Genomic DNA, 24,152 nt, shown 5'->3' with positions numbered 1-24,152 from the left:
CCCCTGCCCCAGACGCCCGGAGACGGGGCGCAGCCCGGGACGCCCGGCGCGGCCAAGCGCCGGGGGCTCGGGGCCTGGGCGCGCAGGTGGGTGCGCGGGGAGGAGCCCGAGCAGGCGGCGGAGGCGGAACCGGACGCGCCGGCCAGGGCCGCGGCACCGGACGCCGACGACCCGGCGGCACTGCTGCTGGCCGCGCTCGGGCCGACCCGGCGGCTGTGGTCGCGCGGGGCCGGACACCCCGGGTTCCTGGAGGCGGGGCTCGGCGCGGGCAGCCGGGTCTCGCTGCGCGAGTGCGGCTCGCTCGGGATCGCGGGGCCGCGGGACCGGCTGACCGGCGTCGCCCGGTCCGTGATCGCCCAGCTGGCCGGGCTGCACGCGCCCGCGCGGCTGGAGATCGTGCTGCTGGCGGCGGACCGCGCGTACCCCGTGCAGGAGCGGCGGCGCGACTGGGGCTGGCTGGGCTGGCTGCCCCACGTACGCCCGGCGCACGGCCAGGACTGCCGGCTGCTGCTCGCGTACGACCGGGACCAGGCGACCGCGCGGACCGGGGAGCTGACCCGGAGGCTGGACGACAGCGCGCTCGGCACCAACTGGGCCTCCGCCGACGCGGAGGCGCTGCGCCGGGCCGCGCACGCCTACGAGGGGCCCCGCACGCTGGTGGTCGTGGACGGCGATCCGGGCGCGGGCCACCTGCGCGAGGTGACGGGCCGGCTGGCCTCGCACGGGCCGGCGGCGGGCATCCACGTCCTCGTCCTCGCGCAGGCCCCGGCGGCGACGCCCGCCTCCCCCGTGGCCGCGACGTACGAGGCGGCCTGCGCGAGCTCCCCGGCGTTCCGCGACTGCGGCCGGGCCGCCCTGCTGAGCGGCGACGTGGCCACGGCGGTGCGCAGCCTCCCCGTCGCGGGCGGCCGGCCGGCCGGACCCGGGGAGACGGCGGTCGCGGACGGGGTCTCCGCCGCCTGGGCGGAGCGGTTCGCCCGGGCCCTGGCGCCGCTGCGCGCGGACACGGCGCCCGCGGAGGGCGCCGGGTACCGTCCGGCCGCCGCGAGCCTCCCGGCGACCGCGCGGCTCCTCGACGAGCTCGGCCTGGCCCGGGCCACCCCGGCCTCCCTGATGGCCCGCTGGGCGGCCGCCACCGATCAGGGCCAGGGCGTCGGCGGCCGGGTGGAGATCGTCCTCGGCGCGGGCCGGCGCGGGCCGGTCGGTGCCGAGCTGGTCCACGACGGTCCGCACCTGCTGGTGGAGGGGCCCGCCGGCAGCGGCCGGACGGAGCTGCTGCGTTCGCTGGCGGCGTCCCTGTCGGCGGCGGCCCGCCCCGACCGCCTGGGCCTGGTCCTGCTGGACGGCGCCGGCGGGGAGCGCGGCGACGGCCTCGCGCCCTGCACGGAACTCCCGCACGTGTCGGCCCACCTGGTGGCCTCGGACCCGCTGCGCATGCGGGAGTTCGCGCAGGCCCTCGGCGCCGAACTGAAGCGCCGCCACGAACTGCTGGACGGGACGGCGTTCGCGGAGTGGCACGCGGGCCGGGAGCTGACGGGCCGGATGGTCGCGCCCCGCCAGCCCACGCCGGGCGAGCTGCGCGGTGACCTCGATCCGCAGCGCAGCGGCACCCTGCGGCTGCGGGCCTCCGCGCCGCGCACCGAGCCGGCGGCGGGGCCGAGTCCGCTGCCCCGGCTGGTGGTGCTGGTGGACGACTTCGACGCGCTCGTCGCGCCCGCGCTGGGCAGTACGGGCCGGCCGGCCGCCGGTTCGGTGGTGCGGGCGCTGGAGGCGGTGGCCCGGGAGGGCACCCGCCTCGGGGTGCACCTGATAGCGACGAGCGCCCGCCCGGACCGTACGGCCGACACCGAGCTGGCCCGGCGCTCCACGCTGCGGGTCGGGCTGGAGGCCCCGGACCAGCCGGGTCCGGGCCGCGGCGTGCTGCGGTACGCGGACGGGCGTGCGGTGCCGTTCCAGGCGGGCCGGGTCACGGGCCGGATCCCGCGCACGGCGACGCTGCGGCCGACGGTGGTGCCGGTGGAGTGGGACCGGATGGGTGATCCGCCGACCCGCCGCCCGGTGCGCGAGCTGGGCAACGGCCCGACGGACCTGGCGCTGCTGGCCAGTGCCCTCGACCGGGCCTCCCACCTGGTGTCGGCGACCCCGGTGCTGTTCCCGCCCGCCCCCTGACGTCCCCCGCCTCCCCCGCGGCGACCCCTCGACGGCCCCCGACGGCCCCGTCACGCGGTATTGCGGGGCCGCGCGGGTCGGCGTAGACCTTGTGGTCCGGGACACACACGGGCATCGGGGGCACAGCCATGCGCAAGCACGGAACGAGCCGGACGACGATCGGGTGGGCGGCCCTGGCGGCCGCGGGGGCGCTCGCGCTGTCGGCGTGCGGGGACGGTCCGCAGCCGGGACCGCAGGATCGCGGGCCGAGCGGATCGGCGGCGCCGCGGGTGGAGTTACCGAAACTGCCCGGCGAGAAGCTGGAGGTCGCCGCGGTCTGGACGGGGCCGGAGCAGGCCAACTTCACGAAGGTGCTCAAGGAGTTCGAGAAGCGCACGGGCGCGAAGGTGACCTTCGTACCGGCCCAGGATCCCATCGTCACCTTCCTCGGCACCAAGATCGCGGGCGGTCAGCCGCCGGACGTGGCGCTGCTCCCGCAGGTCGGGGCGCTGGTGTCGGCGGTCCGGAACAAGTGGGCGCAGCCGGTGGGCCCGGAGGCCGCGGCCCAGCTGGACGCGAACTACTCGGCGGGCTGGAAGAAGCTGGGCGCGGTCGACGGCACCCAGTACGGGGTGTACTACAAGGCGGCCAACAAGTCGCTGGTCTGGTACAACGCGAAGGCCTTCGAGGCGGCGGGCGTCGCGCCCCCCAAGACCTGGAAGGAACTGATCGCGGCGGCGGACACGCTGTCCGCCTCCGGCACCCCGGCGGTCTCGGTGGCGGGCGCGGACGGCTGGACCCTGACGGACTGGTTCGAGAACGTCTACCTGTCGCAGGCCGGTCCGCAGAAGTACGACCGGCTGGCGCGGCACGAGCTGAAGTGGACGGACGACAGCGTCAAGGAGGCGCTGACCACGCTCGGGGAGCTGTTCGGCCGCAAGGACTTCCTGGCGGGCGGTTCCGGCGGGGCGCTGGCGACGGAGTTCCCGAAGTCGGTGACGCAGACCTTCACCGGGGGCGACCGGCCCGCGGCGGCGATGGTCTTCGAGGGCGACTTCGTGGCGGTGAACATCGCGCAGACCGGGGAGAAGGTGGGCGAGGGCGCCAAGGTGTTCCCGTTCCCGGCGGTGGGCGCGAAGGCGCCGGTGGTGTCGGGCGGTGACGTGGCGGTGGCGCTGAAGCCGTCGAAGGGCGCGCAGGCGCTGCTGACGTTCCTGGCCTCGGCGGACGCGGCGGAGATCCAGGCCCGCGAGGGCGGTTTCGTCTCCCCGAACAAGGCCGTGGACCCGGGGGCGTACCCGAATCCGATCCAGCGGGACATCGCGAAGGCGCTGGTCGCGGCGGGCGACGACTTCCGCTTCGACATGTCGGACCAGGCTCCGGCGGCGTTCGGCGGGACGCCGGGCGCCGGGGAGTGGAAGGCGCTCCAGGACTTCCTGGCGAACCCGTCGGACGTGGCGGGCACCCAGGCGAAACTGGAGGCGGACGCGGCCAAGGCCTACGGGAACTGATCCGGTGACGGCCACGACCGGCAAGGGGCCGGCCGGGGATCCGGACGACGGGACGGCGGCGGCGCGCGCAGCGGGCACGGGCGCGGGCACGGAGAACGCGCCGGACGGCCGGTCGCCGGCCGGATCGACGACAGGCGGACGGACGACAGGCGGACGAACGGCAGGCGGACCGACGACAGGCGGACGGACGGCAGGCAGCCGGCCCTCCGGCAGCCGGCCGTCCGGCGACCCGACGCCGCCCGGTCGGTCCGCGGCCGGGCGGCGGCGGCTGATCGCGGCGGCGTTCCTCCTGCCGGCGCTGGTGCTGCTGGGCGCGCTCGTCGTGCAGCCCATCGGGTACTCCCTCTACCGCAGCCTCTTCGACCGCTCCGGGGACGTGTTCGTCGGCGCGGGCAACTACCGGGAGATCCTGAGCGACCCGACCATCCGCACGGCGCTGCGCAACACCGCCCTGTGGGTGGTGCTGGCGCCGACGGTGGCCACCGCCCTCGGCCTGGTCTTCGCGGTGCTCACCGAACGGGTGCGCTGGGGGACGGCGTTCAAGCTGCTCGTCTTCATGCCGATGGCGATCTCGATGCTGGCGGCGGGCATCATCTTCCGGCTCGTCTACGACCACGACCCCCACCGGGGCGTGGCCAACGCGGTCTGGGTGGGGGTGCACGACACCTTCGCGGAGTCCTCGGCCTTCCCCAAGGCCCGGCCGGGCCGGGACTCCCCGCTGGACCCCGCCGACGGGGGCGCCTTCGTGACGCGGGCGCCCGTACGGGCGGGCGTTCCGGTGCTGCTGCCGCTGGTCGGGGTGGCGCCGGAGGCCCTGCCGGCGGGGACCCGTACGGCCGCGGCGGCGCCCGCGGAACCGGGGAAGGTCACCGGCACCGTCTGGCAGGACTTCACCCGGGGCGGGGGCGGCCGGACGAACGCGGTCGACCCGACCGAGCGGGGTTTCGCCGGGATGCGCGTGGAGGCGGTGCGCGACGGGCGGGTGGTGGCTTCGACGACGGCCCGCGCGGACGGCACCTTCGCCCTGCCGGCGACGGCGGACGGGGCGCTGCTGCGGCTGCCGGGGTCCAACTTCCGGGAGGCGTACGCGGGGGTGGAGTGGCTCGGGCCGGTGCTGGTGACCCCGGCGGTGATCGGGGCGTACGTGTGGATGTGGGCCGGGTTCGCGATGGTGCTGATCGGGGCCGGGCTGGCGGCCGTACCGCGGGAGCTGCTGGAGGCGGCGCGGGTGGACGGGGCGGGTGAGTGGCAGGTGTTCCGGCGGATCACCGTGCCGCTGCTCGCGCCGGTGCTGGCGGTGGTCCTGGTGACCCTCGTCATCAACGTCATGAAGATCTTCGACCTGGTCTTCGTGATCGCGCCGGGCGCGGTCCAGGACGACGCGAACGTACTGGCGCTGCAGCTGTACCGGACGTCGTTCGGTACGGACGCCGACCAGGGGCTGGGCAGTGCCATCGCGGTGCTGCTGCTGATTCTGGTGGTGCCCGTGATGCTGCTGAACATCCGCAGGCTGCGGAAGGAGGGGTCCCGATGAGCACACCCGGCACCGTCGGCCGGCTCGCGGCCCGCGCCGCGGCCGGCGCCACCCGCGTCTTCCTCGTCCTGGCCGCGCTCTTCTGGCTGCTGCCCACCCTCGGGCTGCTGATCTCCTCGTTCCTGTCCCCCACCGACCTGAACACGGGCGGCTGGTGGCGGGCGCTGACCGCGCCCTCGAAGCTGACGGTGACGAACTACGGCCGCCTGCTGGCGAACGACACCATCACCGGCTCGCTGCTGAACACGGTGGCGATCGCCGTTCCGGCGACCCTGCTCGTGCTCGTACTGGGCTCGCTCGCCGGATACGCCTTCGCCTGGCTGGATTTCCCGGGCCGGGACTGGCTCTTCCTGGTCGTGGTGGGGCTGTTGGTGGTGCCCGTGCAGGTGGCGCTGATCCCGGTGTCCGAACTCTTCGGGGCCATCGGCCTGTTCGAGACCACGGCGGGGGTGGTGCTCTTCCACACCGCCTTCGGCCTGCCCTTCGCGGTGTTCCTGCTGCGCAACTTCTTCGCGGAGATCCCGCGCGAGCTGCTGGAGGCGGCGCGCCTGGACGGAGCGGGCGAACTGCGGCTGTTCGCCCGGGTGGTGCTCCCGCTGGGCGGTCCGGCGATCGCCTCGCTCGGCATCTTCCAGTTCCTGTGGGTGTGGAACGACATGCTGGTGGCGCTGGTGTTCGCGAACTCGGCGCACCCGCCCATCACGGTGGCGCTCCAGCAGCAGGTGCGGCAGTTCGGGAACAACATCGACGTCCTGGCCCCCGGGGCCTTCCTGTCGATGGTGGTGCCGCTCGTCGTCTTCTTCGCGTTCCAGCGGCAGTTCGTGACGGGGGTGATGGCCGGAGCTGTCAAGTAGCACCGTGATCACGGCATTGACGTGCGGTGTTGACGCCGGTAACCCGATTGCCACACCGTGCGTAACCCGAACGCCGCGCGCGCGGTTCCTGGGCCACATGCCCGCGCCGACCCCTGGATGTGCCGTGCCCCGGTTCAGCGTCATCGTGCCCGCGTACAAGGTTCAGGCGTACCTCCAGGAGAGCCTGGAGTCGGTCCTGTCCCAGTCGTACCCGGATCTGGAGCTGATCGCGGTCGACGACGCCTCCCCGGACGCCTGCGGCTCGATCATCGACGAGTACGCGGCGCGCGACCCCCGGGTCACCGCCGTGCACCTGGCGCACAACCTCGGCCTGGGCCCGGCCCGCAACGCGGGTCTGGCCCGCGCGGGCGGCGACTACGTGGTCTTCCTCGACGGCGACGACACCCTGGCCCCCGGCGCCCTCCAGGCCATCACCGACCGGCTCAAGGCCACGGGCTCCCCCGACGTCCTGGTCTACGACTACGCCCGCTCCTTCTGGACCGGCGAACTGGTCCGCAACCGGCTCGCGGACCGCCTCCGCGAAGAGGGCCCGGCCAGCTTCCGCCTCGCCGACCGCCCCTCCCTCCTCGGCATGCTGATGGTGGTGTGGAACAAGGCGTACCGCCGCGAGTACGTGGAGCGCGAGGGCCTCTCGTTCCCGCCCGGCTTCTACGAGGACACCCCCTGGACCTATCCGGCGCTGCTGGCCGCCGAGTCCGTGGCCGTCCTCGACCGGGTCTGCGTCCACTACCGCCAGCGCCGCACCGGCTCGATCCTGACCACCTCCACCCGCCGCCACCTGGACGTCTTCGACCAGTACGAGCGGGTCTTCGGCTACCTCGCCACCCGCCCGGAGCTGGAGCGCTGGCGGCCGGCCGTGCACCGGCGGATGGCCGAGCACTTCTGCGTCCTGTACGCCCACCGGGGCCGCATCCCGCGCGGCGCCCGCCCGGAGTTCTTCGCGCGGGCCTCGGCCCTGCTGCGCCGCCACCGGGCCCCCGGCGCGGGCTCCGGCTCCCTGCCGCTGTCCCTGTCCCGCACGGACCGGCTGCGGCACGCCCTGATGCGGCTGGGCCTGCGGCGCGCCTACCGGCTGCTGTCCGTGCTGCGCTCGGCGTCCCTGGCGGCGGGCCGTGCGGGGGCCGCGCTGGGGCGGGGGCTGCGCGAGTCCTGTCTGCGCCTGCACTACCGGACCCAGCGCCTGCTGCCGCTGCGCCCGGAGCTGGCGGTGTTCTCCGCGTACTGGCACGGCGGCTACGCCTGCAACCCGGCGGCCATCGAGGCGAAGCTGCGGGAACTGGCCCCGCGGATGCGCACGGCGTGGATCTGCGAGCCCCGGCACACCCCGACGCTCCCGCCCGAGACCACCCCGCTGCGGCCGGGCTCGGCCGCGTACTGGACGGCCCTGGCCCGCGCGACGTACCTCACCACGAACGTCAACTTCGACCGCGCCCTGATCAAGCGCCCGGGGCAGATCCTGGTGCAGACCCAGCACGGCACCCCGCTCAAGCGGGTCGGCCTCGACCTCCAGGACCGTCCGGCGGCCACCCCGACCCCGGACTTCGCCGGCCTGCTGCGCGGCGCCGACCAGTGGGACTACCTGCTCTCCTCGAACCGGCACTCCACCCTGGTCTGGGAGCGGGCGGTGCCGTCCTCGTACACCACCCTCGAATACGGCTATCCGCGCAACGACGCCTTCCACCGGGCCACCCAGTCCGACGTGCTGGAGCTGCGCGAACGCCTGGGCGTCCCGCCCGGTTCCACGGCGATCCTCTACGCCCCGACGCACCGCGACTACCGCCGCAGCCGGCCCGAGCACCTGGACTTCGAGCGGGTCCTGCGGGACCTGGGCCCGCGCTTCACGCTGCTCGCCCGCACGCACCTGACGTACGCGGGCACGGACCGGCCGTGGGACCCGCACCCGCGGCTGATCGACGTCTCCGCCCACCCGTCGGTGGAGGAGCTCTGCCTGGCCTCGGACGCGCTGGTCACGGACTACTCGTCCCTGATGTTCGACTACGCGGCGCTGGACCGGCCGATCGTGATCCACGCGGACGACTGGGAGGCGTACGAGGCCGCCCGCGGGACCTACTTCGACCTGCGCGCCTGCCCGCCGGGGGCGATCGCGCGCACCGAGGACGAGCTCGTGGACATCTTCGCCACCGGCCACTGGCAGGGGTCGCGCTCGGCGCAGCTGCGCTCCGCCTTCAGGTCGCGGTTCTGCTCCTTCGACGACGGGCACGCGGCGGAACGGGTGGTCCGCCGGATCTTCCTGGGCCAGTCGGCGCCGCTGCCGGCGATCACCCCGCCGGAGGACCGCCGCCCCGCCCCGCCGGCCCCGTCCCAGGCCCCGGAACCGACGCTGACGCACCGCTACGCGTTCTGACGCGTCCTGCTAGCCGGCCCGCAGCCCCGCCACGACCGCGCGCGCCAGGTCGTCGAGATAGCCGGCCGGCACGGCGTCGCGCACGACCACCTGCCGCCAGTACAGCGGCCCGATCGCCAGGTCCAGTGCCCGCTCCGGGCAGGCCGTCCCGGGCAGTTCCCCCCGCTCGACGGCCTCGGCGACGATCCCCTCGGCGAGCCTGCGCTGGCCGTCGAGGAGGGCCCCGCGCACCGCGTCGGCGATCTCCGGGTTCCGGGCGGCCTCCACCAGCAGGTCGGGGATGACCGCCGAGGCCACGGGGTGGCGCAGCACGTGGGACATGACCTCCAGCAGGGCCCGCAGGTCCCCGTAGAGGGACCCGGTGGCCGGCACCGGCAGCCCGTCGGCGGCGAAGGCGCCCACCAGGTCGAGCACCAGGTGGAGCTTGGACTTCCAGCGCCGGTACACGGCGGTCTTGCCGACCCCCGCGCGCCGGGCGATGCCCTCGATGGACATCCGGGCGAAGCCGACCGCCGCGAGTTCCTCGACGACCGCGGCCCGGATCGCCTCGGTCACGTCCTCGCGCAGGACGGCGGCCCCGGCGGGGGCGCGGCGGGCGGGGGCGGGGGAGGGCTCGGTGGTCATGCACAGAGCATAGCGGCGGCCACGTCACGACGATACGGTTGCGTTCCGACGTCGAGGGCCCTACGCTCCACGTAGCGACGATACGGACCCGTCCCGTCCCCAGTCTCCGCTGGGAGGCACCCCCGCCAGCGACGCCCCGCCCCCGTCGAAAGCGACTCCCCGTGACCGTGACCACCACCGTTACCGCACCGCAGAGCCCCGCAGAGCTGGCCGCAGCCCACGGCCTGACCGTCAGCGGCGCCCGCCCCTCCCTGCCCCGCTACCTCGCGCAGCTCTGGGGCCGCCGCCACTTCGTGACGGCGTACGCCGGCGCCCGCATGCAGGCCACGTACAGCACGGCCAAGCTCGGCCAGGTCTGGCACCTGATGACCCCGCTGCTCAACGCGGCCGTCTACTACTTCATCTTCGGCGTCGTCATGCGCGCCAGCCACGGCGTGCCGGACTACGTGCCGTTCCTGATCACCGGCGTCTTCGTCTGGGACTTCATCGGCAGCTCCATCAACGCCGGCACCCGCGCCGTCCACGGCAACCTCGGCCTGGTCCGCGCCCTGCACTTCCCCCGCGCCAGCCTGCCCATCTCCTCCGTCGTGCAGCTCTTCCAGCAGCTGCTCGTCACCATGGGCGCCCTGGTCGTCCTGCTCCTGGCCTGCGGCCAGACCCCCGGCCCGGCCTGGCTGATCGCCCTCCCGGCGCTCTTCCTGATGGCCGTCTTCTGCGCGGGCTGCGCCATGGTCATGGCCCGCATCGGCAGCAAGAACCCGGACGTCAGCCAGCTGATGCCGTTCGTCCTGCGCACCTGGATGTACTCCTCCGGCGTGATGTGGTCCATCGACTCCATCCTGAAGACGGACCACCTGCCGCACTGGATCACCCTGCTGCTCAAGACCAACCCGGCGGCCGTCTACATCGACCTCATGCGCTTCGCGCTGATCGACAGCTTCAAGGCCGCCTCACTGCCCCACCACGTCTGGCCGATCGCCATCGGCTGGGCCCTGCTCGCCGGCGTCGGCGGGTTCGTCTACTTCTGGAAGGCAGAGGAGGAGTACGGCCGTGGCTGACACCCTGACCCGCAGCACGACGCCCACCGACCGCACGACGGCCGGCACCCGCGTCCCGACCGTGATCGCCGACGAGGTCCACGTCATCTACAAGGTGCACGGCGCCGGCACCCGCAAGGGCGGCGCCACCGCCGCCCTCAGCCGGATCTTCTCCCGCCGGCCGGCGCCCGGCATCCGTGAGGTGCACGCCGTCAAGGGCGTCAGCTTCACCGCCTACAAGGGCGAGGCGATCGGGCTCATCGGCTCCAACGGCTCCGGCAAGTCCACCCTCCTCAAGGCCATCGCCGGACTCCAGCCCGTGGCCTCCGGGGCGGTCTACTCGCACGGCCAGCCCTCGCTGCTGGGCGTGAACGCGGCCCTGATGAACGACCTCACCGGCGAGCGCAACGTGGTCCTCGGCGGACTCGCCATGGGCATGACCCGCCGGCAGATCCGCGAGCGCTACCAGGACATCGTCGACTTCTCCGGCATCAACGAGAAGGGCGACTTCATCTCCCTGCCCATGCGCACCTACTCCTCCGGCATGGGCGCCCGGCTGCGGTTCTCCATCGCCGCCGCCAAGGACCACGACGTCCTGATGATCGACGAGGCCCTGGCCACGGGCGACGCCGCCTTCCAACGCCGCAGCCAGGCCCGCATCGAGGAACTGCGCGCCCGCGCGGGCACCGTCTTCCTCGTCAGCCACGGCATCGCAACGGTCCGCGAGACCTGCGACCGCGCGATCTGGCTGGAATCGGGCGTCCTGCGCATGGACGGCCCCTCCAAGGAGGTCTGCGACGCGTACGAGGCCTTCACCTCGGGCGGCTGACCCACCCGTACGGCCTGCGGCGCGACGCACGACGGGCGGCCCGGAACCGATGGTCCCGGGCCGCCCGTTCACCCACCCCCCTGAGGGGGCGTCACTCAGCTGTGCGCGCGCAGCAGCGAGCGCATGGTGCGCATCGCCACGGACAGGTTCGCCAGGTCGAAGTCGTCCGAGCCCCGGATCTCGTCCAGGGTCGTCCGGGCCCGGCCGATGATCGCCGCGTTCTTCTCCTCCCAGAGCTTGAAGCGCTCCTCGGGGGTCGAAGTGCCGTTGCCGGCCGCCAGCACGTCGGCGGTCAGCGCGGCGTGCGCCGCGAACAGCTCCTCGCGGATGGAGGCACGGGCCATGGACTGCCAGCGGTCGGACCGCGGGAGCTCGATGATCCGGTCCATCAGCTGCGTGATGTCCAGGCGGTCGGCGAGGTCGTAGTACACCTCGGCGACGGCGAGGGGGTCCACGCCGGTCCGGTCGGCGATGGCGACGACGTCCAGCATCGGGAACGCGGACGAGAAGCCGGCCACCTTCGCCGCGAGCTCCTCCGGCACGCCCTCGCCGGTCAGCTCGTCCAGGATCGACCCGTACCACTCCAGGTCGGCGCCGCGCACCAGCTTCGGCAGCTCCGACCACACCTGCTCGACCCGGGCCGCGAACAGCTCGATGGTCTCGGTGATCTGGAGGGGCTGCGGCCGGTTGTTGAGCAGCCAGCGCGTACCGCGCTCGACCAGGCGCCGCGAGTGCAGGCGCACCCGGGTCTGGACGTCGGCGGCGACCTTGTTGTCGAGGGCCTCGACCGCGTCCCACACGTCGGCCAGGCCGAAGATCTCGCGGGCCGCGAGCTGCGCCCGGACGATCTCCTCCGTCGAGGCGCCGGTCTCTTCCTTCAGGCGGTGCAGGAAGGTCGAACCGCCGGTGTTGACGGTGTCGTTGACCAGCAGGGTGGTGATGATCTCCCGGCGCAGCGCGTGGGCGTCGATCTGCTCCTGGAACCTGGAGAGCAGGGCGCCGGGGAAGTACGCGTGCAGCAGGCGGCGCAGGTACGGGTCGTCCGGCAGCTCGGTGCTGATGAGTTCACCCGCCACCGTGATCTTGGTGTAGGCGAACAGCACGGCCAGCTCCGGCTGGGTCAGGCCCTTGCCGTTGCTCAGCAGCTCGCGGATCTGCCGGTCGGTGGGCAGGAACTCCAGCCCCCGGTCGAGCAGGCCCGCCCGCTCCAGACGGCGCATGAAGCGCTGCTGGGCGTGGAGCAGGCTGGGCGCCTGGGCGGCGCCGTTGGCGAGCGCGGTGTTCTGCGCGTAGTTGTTGCGCAGGACGAGACGGCCCACCTCGTCGGTCATCTCGGCGAGCAGCTTGTTGCGCTGCTTGACGGTCATGTCCCCGTCCGCGACGACCGCGTTGAGCAGGATCTTGATGTTCACCTCGTGGTCGGAGGTGTCCACGCCCGCGCTGTTGTCGATGGCGTCGGTGTTGACCTTGCCGCCCTCGCCGCCGGCGCCGGTGCGGGCGAACTCGATGCGGCCGAGCTGGGTCAGGCCCAGGTTGCCGCCCTCACCGATGACCTGGGCGCGGACGTCGGAGCCGTTGACGCGGATGGCGTCGTTGGCCTTGTCGCCGACGTCGGCGTGGGTCTCGGCGGTCGCCTTGACGTACGTGCCGATGCCGCCGTTCCACAGCAGGTCCACGGGGGCCTGGAGGATGGCCTTCATCAGGTCGGCCGGGGTCATCTTGGTGACGCCCGCCTCGATGCCCAGGGCCTCGCGGACCTGCGCGTTCAGCGGGATGGCCTTGGCGCTGCGCGGGTGGACGCCGCCGCCCGCCGACAGCAGCGCGGTGTCGTAGTCCGCCCAGGAGGAGCGCGGCAGGTCGAACAGGCGGCGGCGCTCGGCGTAGGAGGTGGCCGCGTCCGGGTTCGGGTCGATGAAGATGTGCCGGTGGTCGAAGGCGGCGACGAGGCGGATGTGCTCGGAGAGCAGCATGCCGTTGCCGAAGACGTCGCCGGACATGTCGCCGACGCCGACGACCGTGAAGTCCTCGGTCTGGGTGTCGTGGCCCAGCTCGCGGAAGTGCCGCTTGACCGACTCCCAGGCACCGCGGGCGGTGATGCCCATGCCCTTGTGGTCGTAGCCGGCGCTGCCGCCGGAGGCGAAGGCGTCGCCCAGCCAGAAGCCGTAGTCCTCGGCGACCCCGTTGGCGATGTCGGAGAAGGTGGCGGTGCCCTTGTCGGCGGCGACGACGAGGTAGGTGTCGTCCTCGTCGTGGCGTACGACGCCCTGCGGGGGCACGACCTCGCCGGCGACCATGTTGTCGGTGATGTCGAGCAGCGCCGAGATGAAGATCTTGTACGAGGCGATGCCCTCGGCGAGCCAGGCGTCGCGGTCCACCGACGGGTCGGGCAGGTTCTTGGCGACGAAGCCGCCCTTGGCGCCGACCGGGACGATGACGGTGTTCTTGACCATCTGCGCCTTGACCAGGCCGAGGACCTCCGTGCGGAAGTCCTCGCGCCGGTCGGACCAGCGCAGACCGCCTCGGGCGACCTTGCCGAAGCGCAGGTGGACGCCCTCGACGCGCGGGGAGTACACCCAGATCTCGAAGGCGGGACGCGGGGCCGGCAGGTCCGGGATGGCCTGCGGGTCGAACTTCATCGACACGTAGGCGTGCTGCTCGCCCGCCTCGTCGAGCTGGAAGAAGTTCGTGCGCAGGGTGGCCTTGATGAGGGTGAGGAAGGCGCGCAGGATGCGGTCCTCGTCGAGCGAGGCGACCTGGTCCAGGGCCCCGTCCAGCTCCTCCAGCATGGCGTCGATGAGCTCGGTGCCGGCGACCTGGCGGCCGGGCGACATCCGGGCCTCGAAGAGGGAGACCAGCAGCCGGGTGGTGTGGACGTTGTTGCGGAGGGTGTCCTCCATGTAGTCCTGGCTGAAGGTGGAGCCGGCCTGGCGCAGGTACTTGGCGTACGCGCGCAGCACGACGGCCTGCCGCCAGGTCAGCCCGGCGCCGAGGACGAGGGTGTTGAAGTTGTCGTTCTCGGCCTCACCGGTCCAGACGGCCGCGAAGGCCTCCTGGAAGCGCTCGCGGGCGTCGTCGCCGAGGTAGGAGTCGCCGTTGCCCGGGGCGAGCGGCATCCGCAGACCGAAGTCGTAGATCCACGCGCTGACCCGGTCGGTGCGGCGCAGCTCGTACGGACGCTCGTCGGTGACCTCGACGCCCAGGCGCTGCAGGACGGGCAGGACGGCGGAGAGGGAGACCTGCTCGCCGGTGCGGTAGATCTTGAAGCGGCGCTCGCCGGGGCCCGCGCCGACCGGCTCGTACAGCGACAGCGCGAACTCGCGGTCGCTCGCGGAGAGCCGTTCCAGGTGGCACAGGTCGGCGACGGCCGCGCGCGGCGAGTGGTCGGCCTTGTAGCCCTCGGGGAAGGAGGTTCCGTACTTGCGCAGCAGCTCGGCGGCGCGCTCCTCGCCCAGTTCGGCGGTCAGCGCCTCGCCGAAGCCGTCGGCCCAGGAGCGGGCGGCCTCGACGAGCCGGCCCTCGATGCGCTCGACGTCGGAGTCGGTCAGCACGGGCAGCTCGGTGCCCTGCGGGACGCGGACGACGAAGTGGATGCGGGAGAGGATCGACTCGGTGTTCCAGGCGGTGAAGTCGACGCTGATGCCGTCGAGCTCCTCCCGCAGGATGTCCATCAGGCGCAGCCGCACGCCGGTGGTGAAGCGGTCGCGCGGCAGGTAGACCAGCGCGGAGTAGTAGCGGCCGTACTCGTCCTGGCGCAGGTACAGCCGCAGCCGGCGGCGTTCCTGGAGGTACAGGACGGAGGTGACGATCTCGCGGAGCTTGTCGACCGGGGTCTGGAACAGCTCGTCGCGCGGGTAGGTCTCCAGGATCTGGAGGAGGTCGCGGCCGTCGTGGCTGGACGGGGCGAAGCCGGCGCCGTCCAGGACCTCGGTGACCTTGCGGCGGATGACCGGGACGCGGCGCACCGACTCGGTGTAGGCGGCGGAGGAGAACAGGCCGAGGAAGCGGCGCTCGCCGACCACGTTGCCGTCGGCGTCGAACTTCTTCACGCCGACGTAGTCGAGGTACGAGGGGCGGTGCACCGTGGAGCGGCTGTTGGCCTTGGTCAGCACCAGCAGGCGGTGCTCGCGGGCCTTGGCGCGGGCGTCGGCGGGCAGCCGGTTGAAGGACGGGGACACCGGGTGGCCGTCCTCCTTGCCGCTGTGCAGCGGGTCGGAGCGCAGGATGCCGAGGCCGGTGCCGGGCACGGCGGCGAGGGCGTCGCCGTCGACGAGGTTGTACTCGCGGTAGCCGAGGAAGGTGAAGTGGTCGTCGGCGAGCCAGCGCAGCAGCTCGCGGGCCTCTTCGAGCTCGAACTCGCGCAGGTCGGGCGCGGTGGGCTCGTTCGGCAGCTCCTCGGCGATGCGCAGCGCGGCGTCGCGCATCTTCTCCCAGTCCTCGACGGACTCGCGGACGTCGGACAGGACGCGCAGCAGATCGCCGGTGATCTGCTTGAGGTCGGACTTGTCGGTCTCGCGGTCGATCTCGACGTGGATCCAGGACTCGACGAGGGAGTCGTGCGGGCGGGCGGTCCTGGGACCGTGGGCGTCGCAGTCGGGGCCGAGGATCTCGATCAGCTTGCCGGTGACGTCGCGGCGCACGACGACCTGCGGGTGGATCACCAGGTGGATGCCGCGTCCCTGGCGGGACAGCTCGTTGGTGACGGAGTCGACGAGGAAGGGCATGTCGTCGGTGACGACCTCGACCACGGAGTGGCTGGAGGTCCAGCCGTTCTCCTCGACCGTGGGGGTGTGCACGCGCACGTTCGCGGTGCCCTGCGGCCGGTTCTCGGCGAGCCGGTAGTGGGAGAGTGCCGCACCGAACGCGTCGACCGGGTCCCGGTCGACGAGGTCCTCGGGGGCGGTGTGCAGGTAGTAGCGCTGGAGGTAGGCGAGCGTCGATCCCCGTTCGGGACGCTCCCCTTGCTCGGACCCAGTCGGAAGTAGCCCCCCGGCCGGGCTGTTCTCAGCTACCCGTGCCGCCCGCGCGAGCAGCTCGGCCTTTGCTTCGTCCAGCTTGGTCTGCATGTCCTCTGGCTCCTGTCGCGCGCCATTGCGTGACGTAGGTGAAGGAAGGAATGACACAGCGCCGCCCTGGGGCGGTGGGTGCGTCCGGATTCTGTGTCGACGCCGGGGCGTCGGGAAAGCCGACCGGGAGGGATTCGGCCATGATCGGCAGGACGTCCCGGCGGTGGGGACCAGCGAGGGCCCGGGCACGGATGTGCGCCGGGCGCGGGCCGGGGGCGTCCGTGCCCCCGATGACTATCGCGCTGATCACGGGTCCAGGCTATCTCGCCCCACCCCCCGGCCGTCATTGACAGCATCTGTACAAATCCCGGGGGGAAACCTGGACACTCTGGCCAGCGACGTGGCCGGACCGGCCGTGCCGGTTCTTATCCGGCCAGCTCGCGGGCGGTGGCGACGGCCTCGGCCAGGGTGTCGACGACGGGCACGCCCGCGGCTTCGAGACTGGTCCGGCTGTGCGAACCGCCCGTGTAGAGCACGGCCCGTGCGCCCACGTGGGCCGCGGCGAGCGCGTCGTCCACGGCGTCGCCGATGAGGACCGTCCGGCCGGCGGCCACTCCGGCGGGCTCCATGGCGGCCATATGGCGTACGAGGTGTCCCGCCTTGGTGGTGTGGGAGGGCCCGGTGCGGCCGTCGACGCGCAGGAAGTGCCCGTCTATGCCGTGCGTGCGCACCAGCGGCACGAGCTTGTCGTGGGGTGCGAGGGACAGCAGGGACTGGGTGAGTCCGTCGGCCTGCCAGCCGCGCAGCAGCTCCAGCGCGCCCTCGGCGAGGCCGGCCGCGGCGGCAGCCGCCCAGTAGTACCGGTGGAAGGTCTCGTCCATGACGAGCCACTCCTCCTCGGTGGGCAGCCGGCCCATGAGGCGCTCGTAGAACTTCGGGACCGGTACGACGTACAGGTCGCGGTACGTCTCCAGGGTGATCGGCGCGAACCCGAACTCCGCGAAGGAGGCGTTGGTCGCGACGATGACGGCATCGATGTCGTGCAGCAGCGTGCCGTTCCAGTCCCAGACGATGTGGGCTCCGCCACCGCTCACTTCAGCAGCCCCGGAATCTCCTGGACGCCGAACCACAGCAGCTCGTGGTCCTCGGCCCCGTCGACGGTGAAGCGGGCGTCGTCGTCCCCGGCGTCGGCGGCCCGCAGCGCCGCGGCGGCCGCGGCGACGTCCTGCGTCGCGTCGTCGGCGTCGACGTGGACGGCGGCGGCCACCTTGAGCCGTACGGCGGTGGCGAGGGTGACCTGGCCGAGGGTGGCCTCGTCGAGGCCGGGGACCGCGGAGGCGGCCTTGTCGTCGACGTCGAGGGCGACGACGACCCGTCGGCGGGGGGCGTCCTCGTCGGCCGCCAGGAGGCGCAGGGAGGCCTCGGCGGCACGGCTGAGGGCGGCGTACTCCAGCTCCTCGATGTCGTCGGAGACGTACCACTCCCGCAGCCCGGGGGTCACCGCGTAGGCGCGGAGCGGGGCGGGCCCGAGCTCGCCCGCCTTGTGCGCCTCGGCGAGACCGGGGAGTGTCAGGGGGACGTACACGCGCATGGCCGGCTGCTTTCGGTAGTCGGAAACGCCCTCAGGATACGACCGCCACCCCGCGGGCCGAATCCCCCCGGGTGCGCGGGCCCCGGATCTCGACCGCCGCGCAGCGCCAGCGGAGGTCCGGGCCCTGTTCCAGGCGGAAGGCCATCGCCGAGACGCGGTCACCGGTGGCGATGCGGGCGAAGGCCTCGATGACCCCCGGGCCGGGGTGGAAGCGCCCGCAGTGGCGCAGGACGGGCCGGGGGCGGCCCAGCGGGGGCCCGGTGGGGGCCAGGTCGGCCAGCTGCTCGTAGGCCGGGCCCACCGTGAGGCCCAGCAGCGAGTGGACGGGCCGCTGGCCGCTCAGCACCGCCAGGAGGCGCTCCGCGAACCAGTCGTGCGGTCCGGGCCGGCGCCGGGCCCGCGGGGTGCCGGCCGGCCGCCGCGCGTCGCGCCGCCCGGCGGGACGGCTGCGGGTCGGGCTCTTGGTGGTGTCCATGGCGGTTCCCCCGTACGGGCCGGGCCCGGCGGTGGTACCGGGCGGTAACTCGACGCGTTTTTTCTACGACCGCCGGTCACCCTCCGCAACCACACCGCCCCTCCCCGGCACCTCCTCCCCCGCACCACCTATCCGGGTGACCGGTCCTCCCCCGGAACCCCTCCCGGTCCGGCCCCCACCTCCCGGACGGACCCCTCAGCCGACCTCCCCCACCCCCCGATGGGCGACCCCGCGTCACCCGACCGGCCGCACCGGATCCGCCCCCGCCCGGCAACGCAACGCGGCCGGGGCCGGACACCCCTCGGTGTCCGGCCCCGGCCGGTGGTCCCGCGAATCCCCGAACGGGGTTACTTCTTGCGCCGACGCCCACCGGAGGCCTTCTGCGCCTTGCGCCGCTCCGCCCGCGTCATCCCGTCGCCGCCGTCACCGGCGGAGCCGTCCGCGTCGAAGTCGCCCTCGACGATCCCGCCCTCACCGTCCACCGACGGCGCGGAGAAGTGCAGCCGGTCCGGACGCTGCGGGGCGTCCAGCCCCTTCGCCCGGATCTCGGGACGCGCGGCCCCGGCCGGCTCCTTCGTCATGGACGGCGCCGCGGCCTGCACCGGAACCTCCTCGACCTGCTGCTCGACCTGGACCTCCAGGTTGAACAGGTAGCCGACGGACTCCTCCTTGATGCCCTCCATCATGGCGTTGAACATGTCGAAGCCCTCGCGCTGGTACTCGACCAGCGGGTCCTTCTGGGCCATCGCCCGCAGGCCGATGCCCTCCTGCAGGTAGTCCATCTCGTACAGGTGCTCACGCCACTTGCGGTCCAGCACCGACAGCACCACGCGCCGCTCCAGCTCACGCATGACGTCGGAGCCGAGCGCCTTCTCGCGCGCCGCGTACTGCTCGTGGATGTCGTCCTTGACGGACTCGGCGATGAACTCGGCGGTGATGCCCGCGCGGTCGCCGGCGGCCTCCTCCAGCTCCTCCACCGTCACCTTGATCGGGTAGAGCTGCCGGAAGGCGCCCCACAGCCGCTCCAGGTCCCACTCCTCGGCGAAGCCCTCGACCGTCTCGGCCGCGATGTACGCGTCGATCGTGTCGTCCATGAAGAAGACGACCTGCTCGTGCAGGTCCTCGCCCTCCAGGACGCGGCGGCGCTCGCCGTAGATGACCTCGCGCTGGCTGTTGAGGACCTCGTCGTACTTCAGGACGTTCTTGCGGGTCTCGAAGTTCTGGGTCTCGACCTGCGACTGCGCCGAGGCGATGGCCCGCGTGACCATCTTGTTCTCGATCGGCACGTCGTCCGGCACGTTCGCCATCGCCATGACCCGCTCGACCATCTGCGCCTTGAACAGGCGCATCAGGTCGTCGCCCAGCGACAGGTAGAAGCGGGACTCGCCCGGGTCGCCCTGACGGCCGGAGCGGCCGCGCAGCTGGTTGTCGATACGGCGCGACTCGTGCCGCTCGGTGCCCAGCACGTACAGGCCGCCGAGCTCCTTGACCTCTTCGAACTCGGCCTTCACGGCCGCCTCGGCCCGCTTGAGCGCCTCGGGCAGGGCCTGCGCCCACTCCTCGATGTGCTCCTCCGGGTCGATGCCGCGCTGGCGCAGCTCCGCCTCGGCGAGGTCGTCCGGGTTGCCGCCGAGCTTGATGTCGGTACCGCGGCCGGCCATGTTCGTGGCGACCGTGACCGCGCCGCGGCGGCCGGCCTGGGCGACGATCGTCGCCTCGCGCTCGTGCTGCTTGGCGTTCAGCACCTCGTGCGGGATGCCCCGCTTCGAGAGCTGCTGGGAGAGGTACTCGGACTTCTCGACCGACGTCGTGCCGACGAGGATCGGCTGGCCCTTCTCGTGCTTCTCCGCGATGTCGTCGACGACCGCCGCGAACTTGGCGACCTCGGTGCGGTAGATCAGGTCGGGCTGGTCCTTGCGCTGCATCGACCGGTTCGTCGGGATCGGCACGACGCCCAGCTTGTAGATCTGGTGGAACTCGGCGGCCTCGGTCATGGCCGTACCGGTCATGCCCGACAGCTTCGAGTACAGGCGGAAGAAGTTCTGCAGGGTGATCGTGGCGAGGGTCTGGTTCTCGTCCTTGATGTCCACCCCTTCCTTCGCCTCGATCGCCTGGTGCATGCCCTCGTTGTAGCGGCGGCCGGCGAGGATGCGGCCGGTGTGCTCGTCGACGATCATGACTTCGCCGTCGATGACGACGTAGTCCTTGTCGATCTTGAAGAGTTCCTTGGCCTTGATCGCGTTGTTGAGGTACCCGACGAGGGGGGTGTTCACCGACTCGTACAGGTTCTCGATGCCGAGCCAGTCCTCGACCTTCGCGACACCGGCCTCGTGGATGCCGACGGTGCGCTTCTTCTCGTCGACCTCGTAGTCGCCGGTCTCCTCGATGCCCTTGAGCGGCTGCCCGGCCTCGCCCTTGGTCAGCCGGGTGACCAGCTTGGCGAAGTCCGCGTACCACTTCGTGGCCTGGTCGGCCGGACCGGAGATGATCAGCGGGGTACGGGCCTCGTCGACGAGGATCGAGTCGACCTCGTCGACCACGGCGAAGTTGTGGCCGCGCTGCACCAGCTCGTCCTGCGACCACGCCATGTTGTCGCGCAGGTAGTCGAAGCCGAACTCGTTGTTCGTGCCGTACGTGATGTCGCTGCTGTACTGCTCCCGGCGCTGCGCCGGGGACATGTTCGCCAGGATGCAGCCGACCGACAGGCCCAGGAACTTGTGGACCCGGCCCATCATCTCGGAGTCGCGCTCGGCGAGGTAGTCGTTCACCGTGATCAGGTGGACGCCCTTGCCGGACAGCGCGTTCAGGTACGCCGGCAGCGTGCCGACGAGGGTCTTGCCCTCACCGGTCTTCATCTCGGCGACGTAGCCGAGGTGCAGCGCGGCACCACCCATGATCTGGACGTCGTAGTGCCGCTGGCCGAGCACTCGCTTCGCGGCCTCGCGAACGGTCGCGAAGGCCTCGGGCAGCAGGTCGTCCAGGCTCTCGCCGTCCTGGTAGCGCTGCTTGTACTCGTCCGTGAGCGCGCGCAACTCGGCGTCGGAGAGGTTGACGAAGTCCTCTTCGATGGAGTTGACCTGGTCCGCGATGCGGTGCAGTTTGCGCAGGATCTTGCCTTCGCCTGCACGCATGAGCTTGTTGAAGACGGACACCGAGGTTTGTCTCCTTGCCGGTCGGGCCTGGGCACTGTTCGTAACCGGGCACGGCAGGTGGGCCCCACCGCAACGGCCATCGTAAGCGAGGACGTGGTCGCGCCGGGAGGTCCGCCGTGTCCGCAGGGCACGGGTGCCCGGAATGAGAACGTGTGGACCGGGCCGAAGGTGCCGGGCCGGACGAAAACTGCTCGCCCGCCGTCCCCCCGGACCGCCACAATCCCTCCATGGAACCCACGACGCTGCGCACGCCCCGCCTGGACCTGCGGCCCTTCGCCCCGTCGGACGAGGACGAGGTGTACGCCGCCGCCCAGGACCCGGACATCCAGCGCTGGACCATGGTCCCCTCCCCCTACGAACGCGTGCACGCGAAGACCTTCGTGAACGAGCTGGTACCCACCGGCTGGCGCGAGGACACGGGGTACCCCTTCGCGGTCCGCCTCGGCGCCGGCGGCCCGCTGGTCGCGGCCATCGGCGTCCACGTGCACCTGGCGTTCGGCGAGAAGTCGTACGAGGTCGGCTACTGGGCGACCCGGGAACACCGCGGCAACGGCTACATGACCGAGGCCCTGGACGGCGTCGCCCGCTGGGCCTTCACCGAGCTCGGCGCCGTACGCCTGGAATGGCGCGCCGAGGTCGGCAACGAGGGCTCCCGGGCCGTCGCCGAGAAGGCCGGCTTCCGCTTCGAGGGCACCCTGCGGGCCGCCCTGTTCCGCAACGGCACCGCGCGAGACACCTGGGTCGGCGCGCTGCTCCCCTCGGACCTCGGCCTGACCCCCGCGCTGCCGCATCTCCCCGCCCGGCAGCCCGGACCCGCTGTCGGTGGCGCCGCCTAGGCTGCCCACCATGACCAGCAGCCCGGCCAGCACGCCGCAGCCGTCCGTGTCCCTCTCCGCCGACGAGGCCCGCCGCATCGCCCTGCGCGCCCAGGGCTTCCTCGGCGCGCCCGACCGCCGGGGAGGGGTCCGCGGAGTGCTGCGCCACCTGGGCGCCGTACAGCTGGACACGATCTCGGTGCTGGCCCGCTCGCACGAGCTGATCCCGTACGCGCGCCTCGGCGCGGTCGGCCGGGACACCGTGGAGAAGGCCTACTGGAGCGACCACCACGCCTTCGAGTACTGGTCGCACGCCGCGTGCATCCTGCCGATCGAGGAGTGGCCGCACTTCGCGTTCCGCCGCCGGGTCAAGCGGGCGCACGGCTACCGCTGGCACAAGATGAAGGACCGGGAGGGTTCCTGCGCCCTGGTCCTGGACCGGCTGAAGGCGGACGGCCCGCTCACCTCCACCGAGCTGGGCGGCGCGAAGAACGGCGGCCCCTGGTGGGACTGGTCCGAAACCAAGATCGCGGTGGAGTGGCTGCTCGACACCGGTGACGTGGTCTGCTCGGAGCGGCGCGGCTGGAAGCGGGTCTACGACCTCGCCGAGCGGGTCGTCCCGGACGCCCTGCTCCACGACGACCTGGACGACCGCGAGTGCCTGCGCCGGCTCGTGGCCCTGGCCGGGCGGTCCCTGGGCGTCGGCACCCGCGCCGACATCGCCGACTACCACCGCCTCAAGGGCGAGCAGTTCGACGCGGTGGTGGCGGATTCCGGGCTGGTCCCGGTGACGGTGGAGGGCTGGGCCAAGCCCGCCTGGGCCGATCCGGCCGCCCTGGCCACGGCCCCTGCGGGCCGCCACCGCACCACCCTGCTGTCCCCGTTCGACTCGCTCGTGTGGGACCGCCCCCGCACCGAGCGGATCTTCGGCTTCACGCACAAGCTGGAGGCCTACGTCCCCAAACCCCAGCGGATCCACGGCTACTTCGCGATGCCGCTGCTGGCCGGGGGGCGGCTCCAGGGCCGGGTGGACCCGGGCCGCGAGGGCACCACGCTGGTGGCCCGACAGCTCTCGCTGACGACCCCGAAGGCGGCGCCCGCGATGGCCCGCGCCCTGCGGGAGGCGGCGGAGTGGGTCGGCTGCGACGCCGTCCGCGTCGAACGCGCCTCCTCGCCCGCGGAGGCCGAAGCGGTCACTGCGGAGCTGGACGCGCTCTAACGGATCTCCAGGATCTTCTCGCGCATCGCGTAGACGACCGCTTCCATCCGCGAGTGCAGCTGCAGCTTCTCCAGGATGTTGCGCACGTGGTTCTTGACGGTGTTCTCGGAGATGAACAGCTGCTTGGCGATGTCCCGGTTGTTCATCCCCGTGGCCACCAGCTTCAGCACCTCCAGCTCGCGGTCCGTCAGCCGCGGCGCGGGCACCAGTCTGCGTTCGTCGGTGCGCTGGATCATCGACTTGAACTCGGTCAGCAGCTTCGACGCCATCGAGGGGCTGATCTGCGACTGCCCGTCCGCCACGGCGCGGATCGCCGTGGCGACCTCGTCCGTGGAGATCTCCTTCAGCAGGTAGCCCGTCGCGCCGGCCTTGATCGCGTCGTAGAGGTCCGCCTCCTCGTCGCTGATCGTCAGCATGATGATCTTCGCGGAGGGGGCCACCTCCTTGATCGAGGTGCACGCCTCGATCCCGCCCCTGCGCGGCATCCGCACGTCCATCAGCACGATGTCCGGCAGCAGGTCGGCGGCCTTGTCCACCGCCTCCGCCCCGTCCCCGGCCTCGCCGACGACCTGGATGTCCTCCTCCTGCGCGAGGACGATCTCCAGGCCGCGCCGGAAGAGGGCGTGGTCGTCGACCACGAGCACCCGGATGGGCTCCCCGGCCGGATCCGCCGCCGGGTCCGCCGGGTCCGCCGGGTCCGCCGGGTCCGCCGCACGACAGCCCGCGCCGTCGTCACCGCGTACCGGCCCGAAGGTGTCCGCCATCGTTCCTCCCCCTGCATGTGCTCAGCCGCTGGGCCAATCCGGCGGGAGCGGCCGCCGGTTGACTGCCCGCCATGATTCCATGCCCGGATGACCGGGAGGGGTTCCGCGGGAGCCCGTCTGGCTCATACACGCCACTACCGGCCACCAGCCGACGCCTACCGGCCACCGCACTCACACAGGTGCCCCTGCGGATCGCCGGGGCGTTCCGCA

At 72.7% G+C, this 24,152-nt stretch carries 16 protein-coding genes; 9 read left to right on the top strand and 7 right to left on the bottom strand.

The features are described from left to right. The 5 genes from AB4039_RS27145 to AB4039_RS27125 all read left to right on the top strand — a co-directional run. Nucleotides 1–2,169 (top strand): FtsK/SpoIIIE domain-containing protein (locus AB4039_RS27145; RefSeq protein ID WP_442272023.1); only part of this gene is annotated, 2,169 nt, incomplete at its 5' end. A gap of 128 nt (nt 2,170–2,297) precedes the next feature. Next, nucleotides 2,298–3,659, top strand: coding sequence for an ABC transporter substrate-binding protein (locus AB4039_RS27140; protein ID WP_266839347.1), 1,362 nt, complete (start codon nt 2,298–2,300; stop codon nt 3,657–3,659). A 4-nt stretch (nt 3,660–3,663) separates the two neighbouring features. Continuing rightward, on the top strand, nt 3,664–5,193 hold the full coding sequence (locus AB4039_RS27135) for a carbohydrate ABC transporter permease (RefSeq protein ID WP_442272022.1): 1,530 nt from the start codon (nt 3,664–3,666) through the stop codon (nt 5,191–5,193). After that, nucleotides 5,190–6,047 (top strand): carbohydrate ABC transporter permease, encoded by an 858-nt coding sequence (locus AB4039_RS27130; RefSeq protein WP_266839349.1) that lies wholly within the window; start codon nt 5,190–5,192, stop codon nt 6,045–6,047. The genes AB4039_RS27135 and AB4039_RS27130 overlap by 4 nt, the downstream gene beginning before the upstream one ends. 124 nt (nt 6,048–6,171) lie before the next feature. Continuing rightward, nucleotides 6,172–8,433 (top strand): bifunctional glycosyltransferase family 2 protein/CDP-glycerol:glycerophosphate glycerophosphotransferase, encoded by a 2,262-nt coding sequence (locus tag AB4039_RS27125; RefSeq protein ID WP_266839350.1) that lies wholly within the window; start codon nt 6,172–6,174, stop codon nt 8,431–8,433. 9 nt (nt 8,434–8,442) lie between these two features. On the opposite strand, the gene AB4039_RS27120 is transcribed toward AB4039_RS27125, so the two are convergent. After that, the gene (locus AB4039_RS27120) at nt 8,443–9,057 is read right to left on the bottom strand and encodes a TetR/AcrR family transcriptional regulator (protein ID WP_266839352.1); all 615 of its coding nucleotides are present in this window, start codon (nt 9,055–9,057) and stop codon (nt 8,443–8,445) included. Nucleotides 9,058–9,218: 161 nt separating this feature from the next. Between AB4039_RS27120 and AB4039_RS27115 the strand changes: the two genes are divergently transcribed. Both AB4039_RS27115 and AB4039_RS27110 read left to right on the top strand, forming a co-directional pair. After that, the gene (locus AB4039_RS27115) at nt 9,219–10,115 is read left to right on the top strand and encodes an ABC transporter permease (RefSeq protein ID WP_266839353.1); all 897 of its coding nucleotides are present in this window, start codon (nt 9,219–9,221) and stop codon (nt 10,113–10,115) included. After that, a complete protein-coding gene (locus AB4039_RS27110) occupies nt 10,108–10,923 on the top strand; it encodes an ABC transporter ATP-binding protein (protein ID WP_266839354.1) in 816 nt (271 codons plus the stop codon). The genes AB4039_RS27115 and AB4039_RS27110 overlap by 8 nt, the downstream gene beginning before the upstream one ends. Nucleotides 10,924–11,018: 95 nt before the next feature. On the opposite strand, the gene AB4039_RS27105 is transcribed toward AB4039_RS27110, so the two are convergent. The 5 genes from AB4039_RS27105 to secA form a co-directional block, all read right to left on the bottom strand. Then, nucleotides 11,019–15,986 carry an NAD-glutamate dehydrogenase gene (locus tag AB4039_RS27105; RefSeq protein WP_266839355.1) on the bottom strand — a complete coding sequence of 1,656 codons (4,968 nt, stop codon included), beginning with the start codon at nt 15,984–15,986 and terminating at the stop codon, nt 11,019–11,021. 365 nt (nt 15,987–16,351) lie between these two features. Then, nucleotides 16,352–17,020, bottom strand: coding sequence for an HAD hydrolase-like protein (locus AB4039_RS27100; protein WP_266839357.1), 669 nt, complete (start codon nt 17,018–17,020; stop codon nt 16,352–16,354). Continuing rightward, complete coding sequence (locus AB4039_RS27095) at nt 17,017–17,517, bottom strand: DUF6912 family protein (RefSeq protein ID WP_266839358.1); 501 nt, start codon at nt 17,515–17,517, stop codon at nt 17,017–17,019. Before AB4039_RS27095 ends, AB4039_RS27100 begins: the two co-directional genes overlap by 4 nt. 31 nt (nt 17,518–17,548) lie before the next feature. Beyond that, nucleotides 17,549–17,992: an Rv3235 family protein gene (locus AB4039_RS27090; protein WP_266839360.1), complete on the bottom strand. Its 444-nt coding sequence runs from the start codon at nt 17,990–17,992 to the stop codon at nt 17,549–17,551. 347 nt (nt 17,993–18,339) lie between these two features. Next, on the bottom strand, nt 18,340–21,144 hold the full coding sequence (gene secA / locus AB4039_RS27085) for a preprotein translocase subunit SecA (protein ID WP_266839361.1): 2,805 nt from the start codon (nt 21,142–21,144) through the stop codon (nt 18,340–18,342). A gap of 227 nt (nt 21,145–21,371) precedes the next feature. On the opposite strand from secA, the gene AB4039_RS27080 reads away from it, so the two are divergent. Next, entirely contained in the window at nt 21,372–21,980 is a 609-nt protein-coding gene (locus AB4039_RS27080) for a GNAT family N-acetyltransferase (RefSeq protein ID WP_266839362.1), read from the top strand. 10 nt (nt 21,981–21,990) lie between these two features. Continuing rightward, a complete protein-coding gene (locus tag AB4039_RS27075; RefSeq protein ID WP_266839363.1) occupies nt 21,991–23,178 on the top strand; it encodes a DNA glycosylase AlkZ-like family protein in 1,188 nt (395 codons plus the stop codon). Here the strand turns inward: AB4039_RS27075 and AB4039_RS27070 are convergent. After that, nucleotides 23,175–23,942, bottom strand: coding sequence for a response regulator (locus tag AB4039_RS27070; protein ID WP_442272021.1), 768 nt, complete (start codon nt 23,940–23,942; stop codon nt 23,175–23,177). The genes AB4039_RS27075 and AB4039_RS27070 overlap by 4 nt on opposite strands. Nucleotides 23,943–24,152: the final 210 nt, after the last annotated feature.

It is taken from the genome of Streptomyces sp. M-16 (assembly GCF_052114405.1).
In the GTDB taxonomy this organism is placed as follows: Bacteria; Actinomycetota; Actinomycetes; order Streptomycetales; family Streptomycetaceae; genus Streptomyces.
The sequence above is the reverse complement of the archived record's forward strand: the minus strand, read 5'-3'. Positions and strand labels throughout refer to the sequence as shown.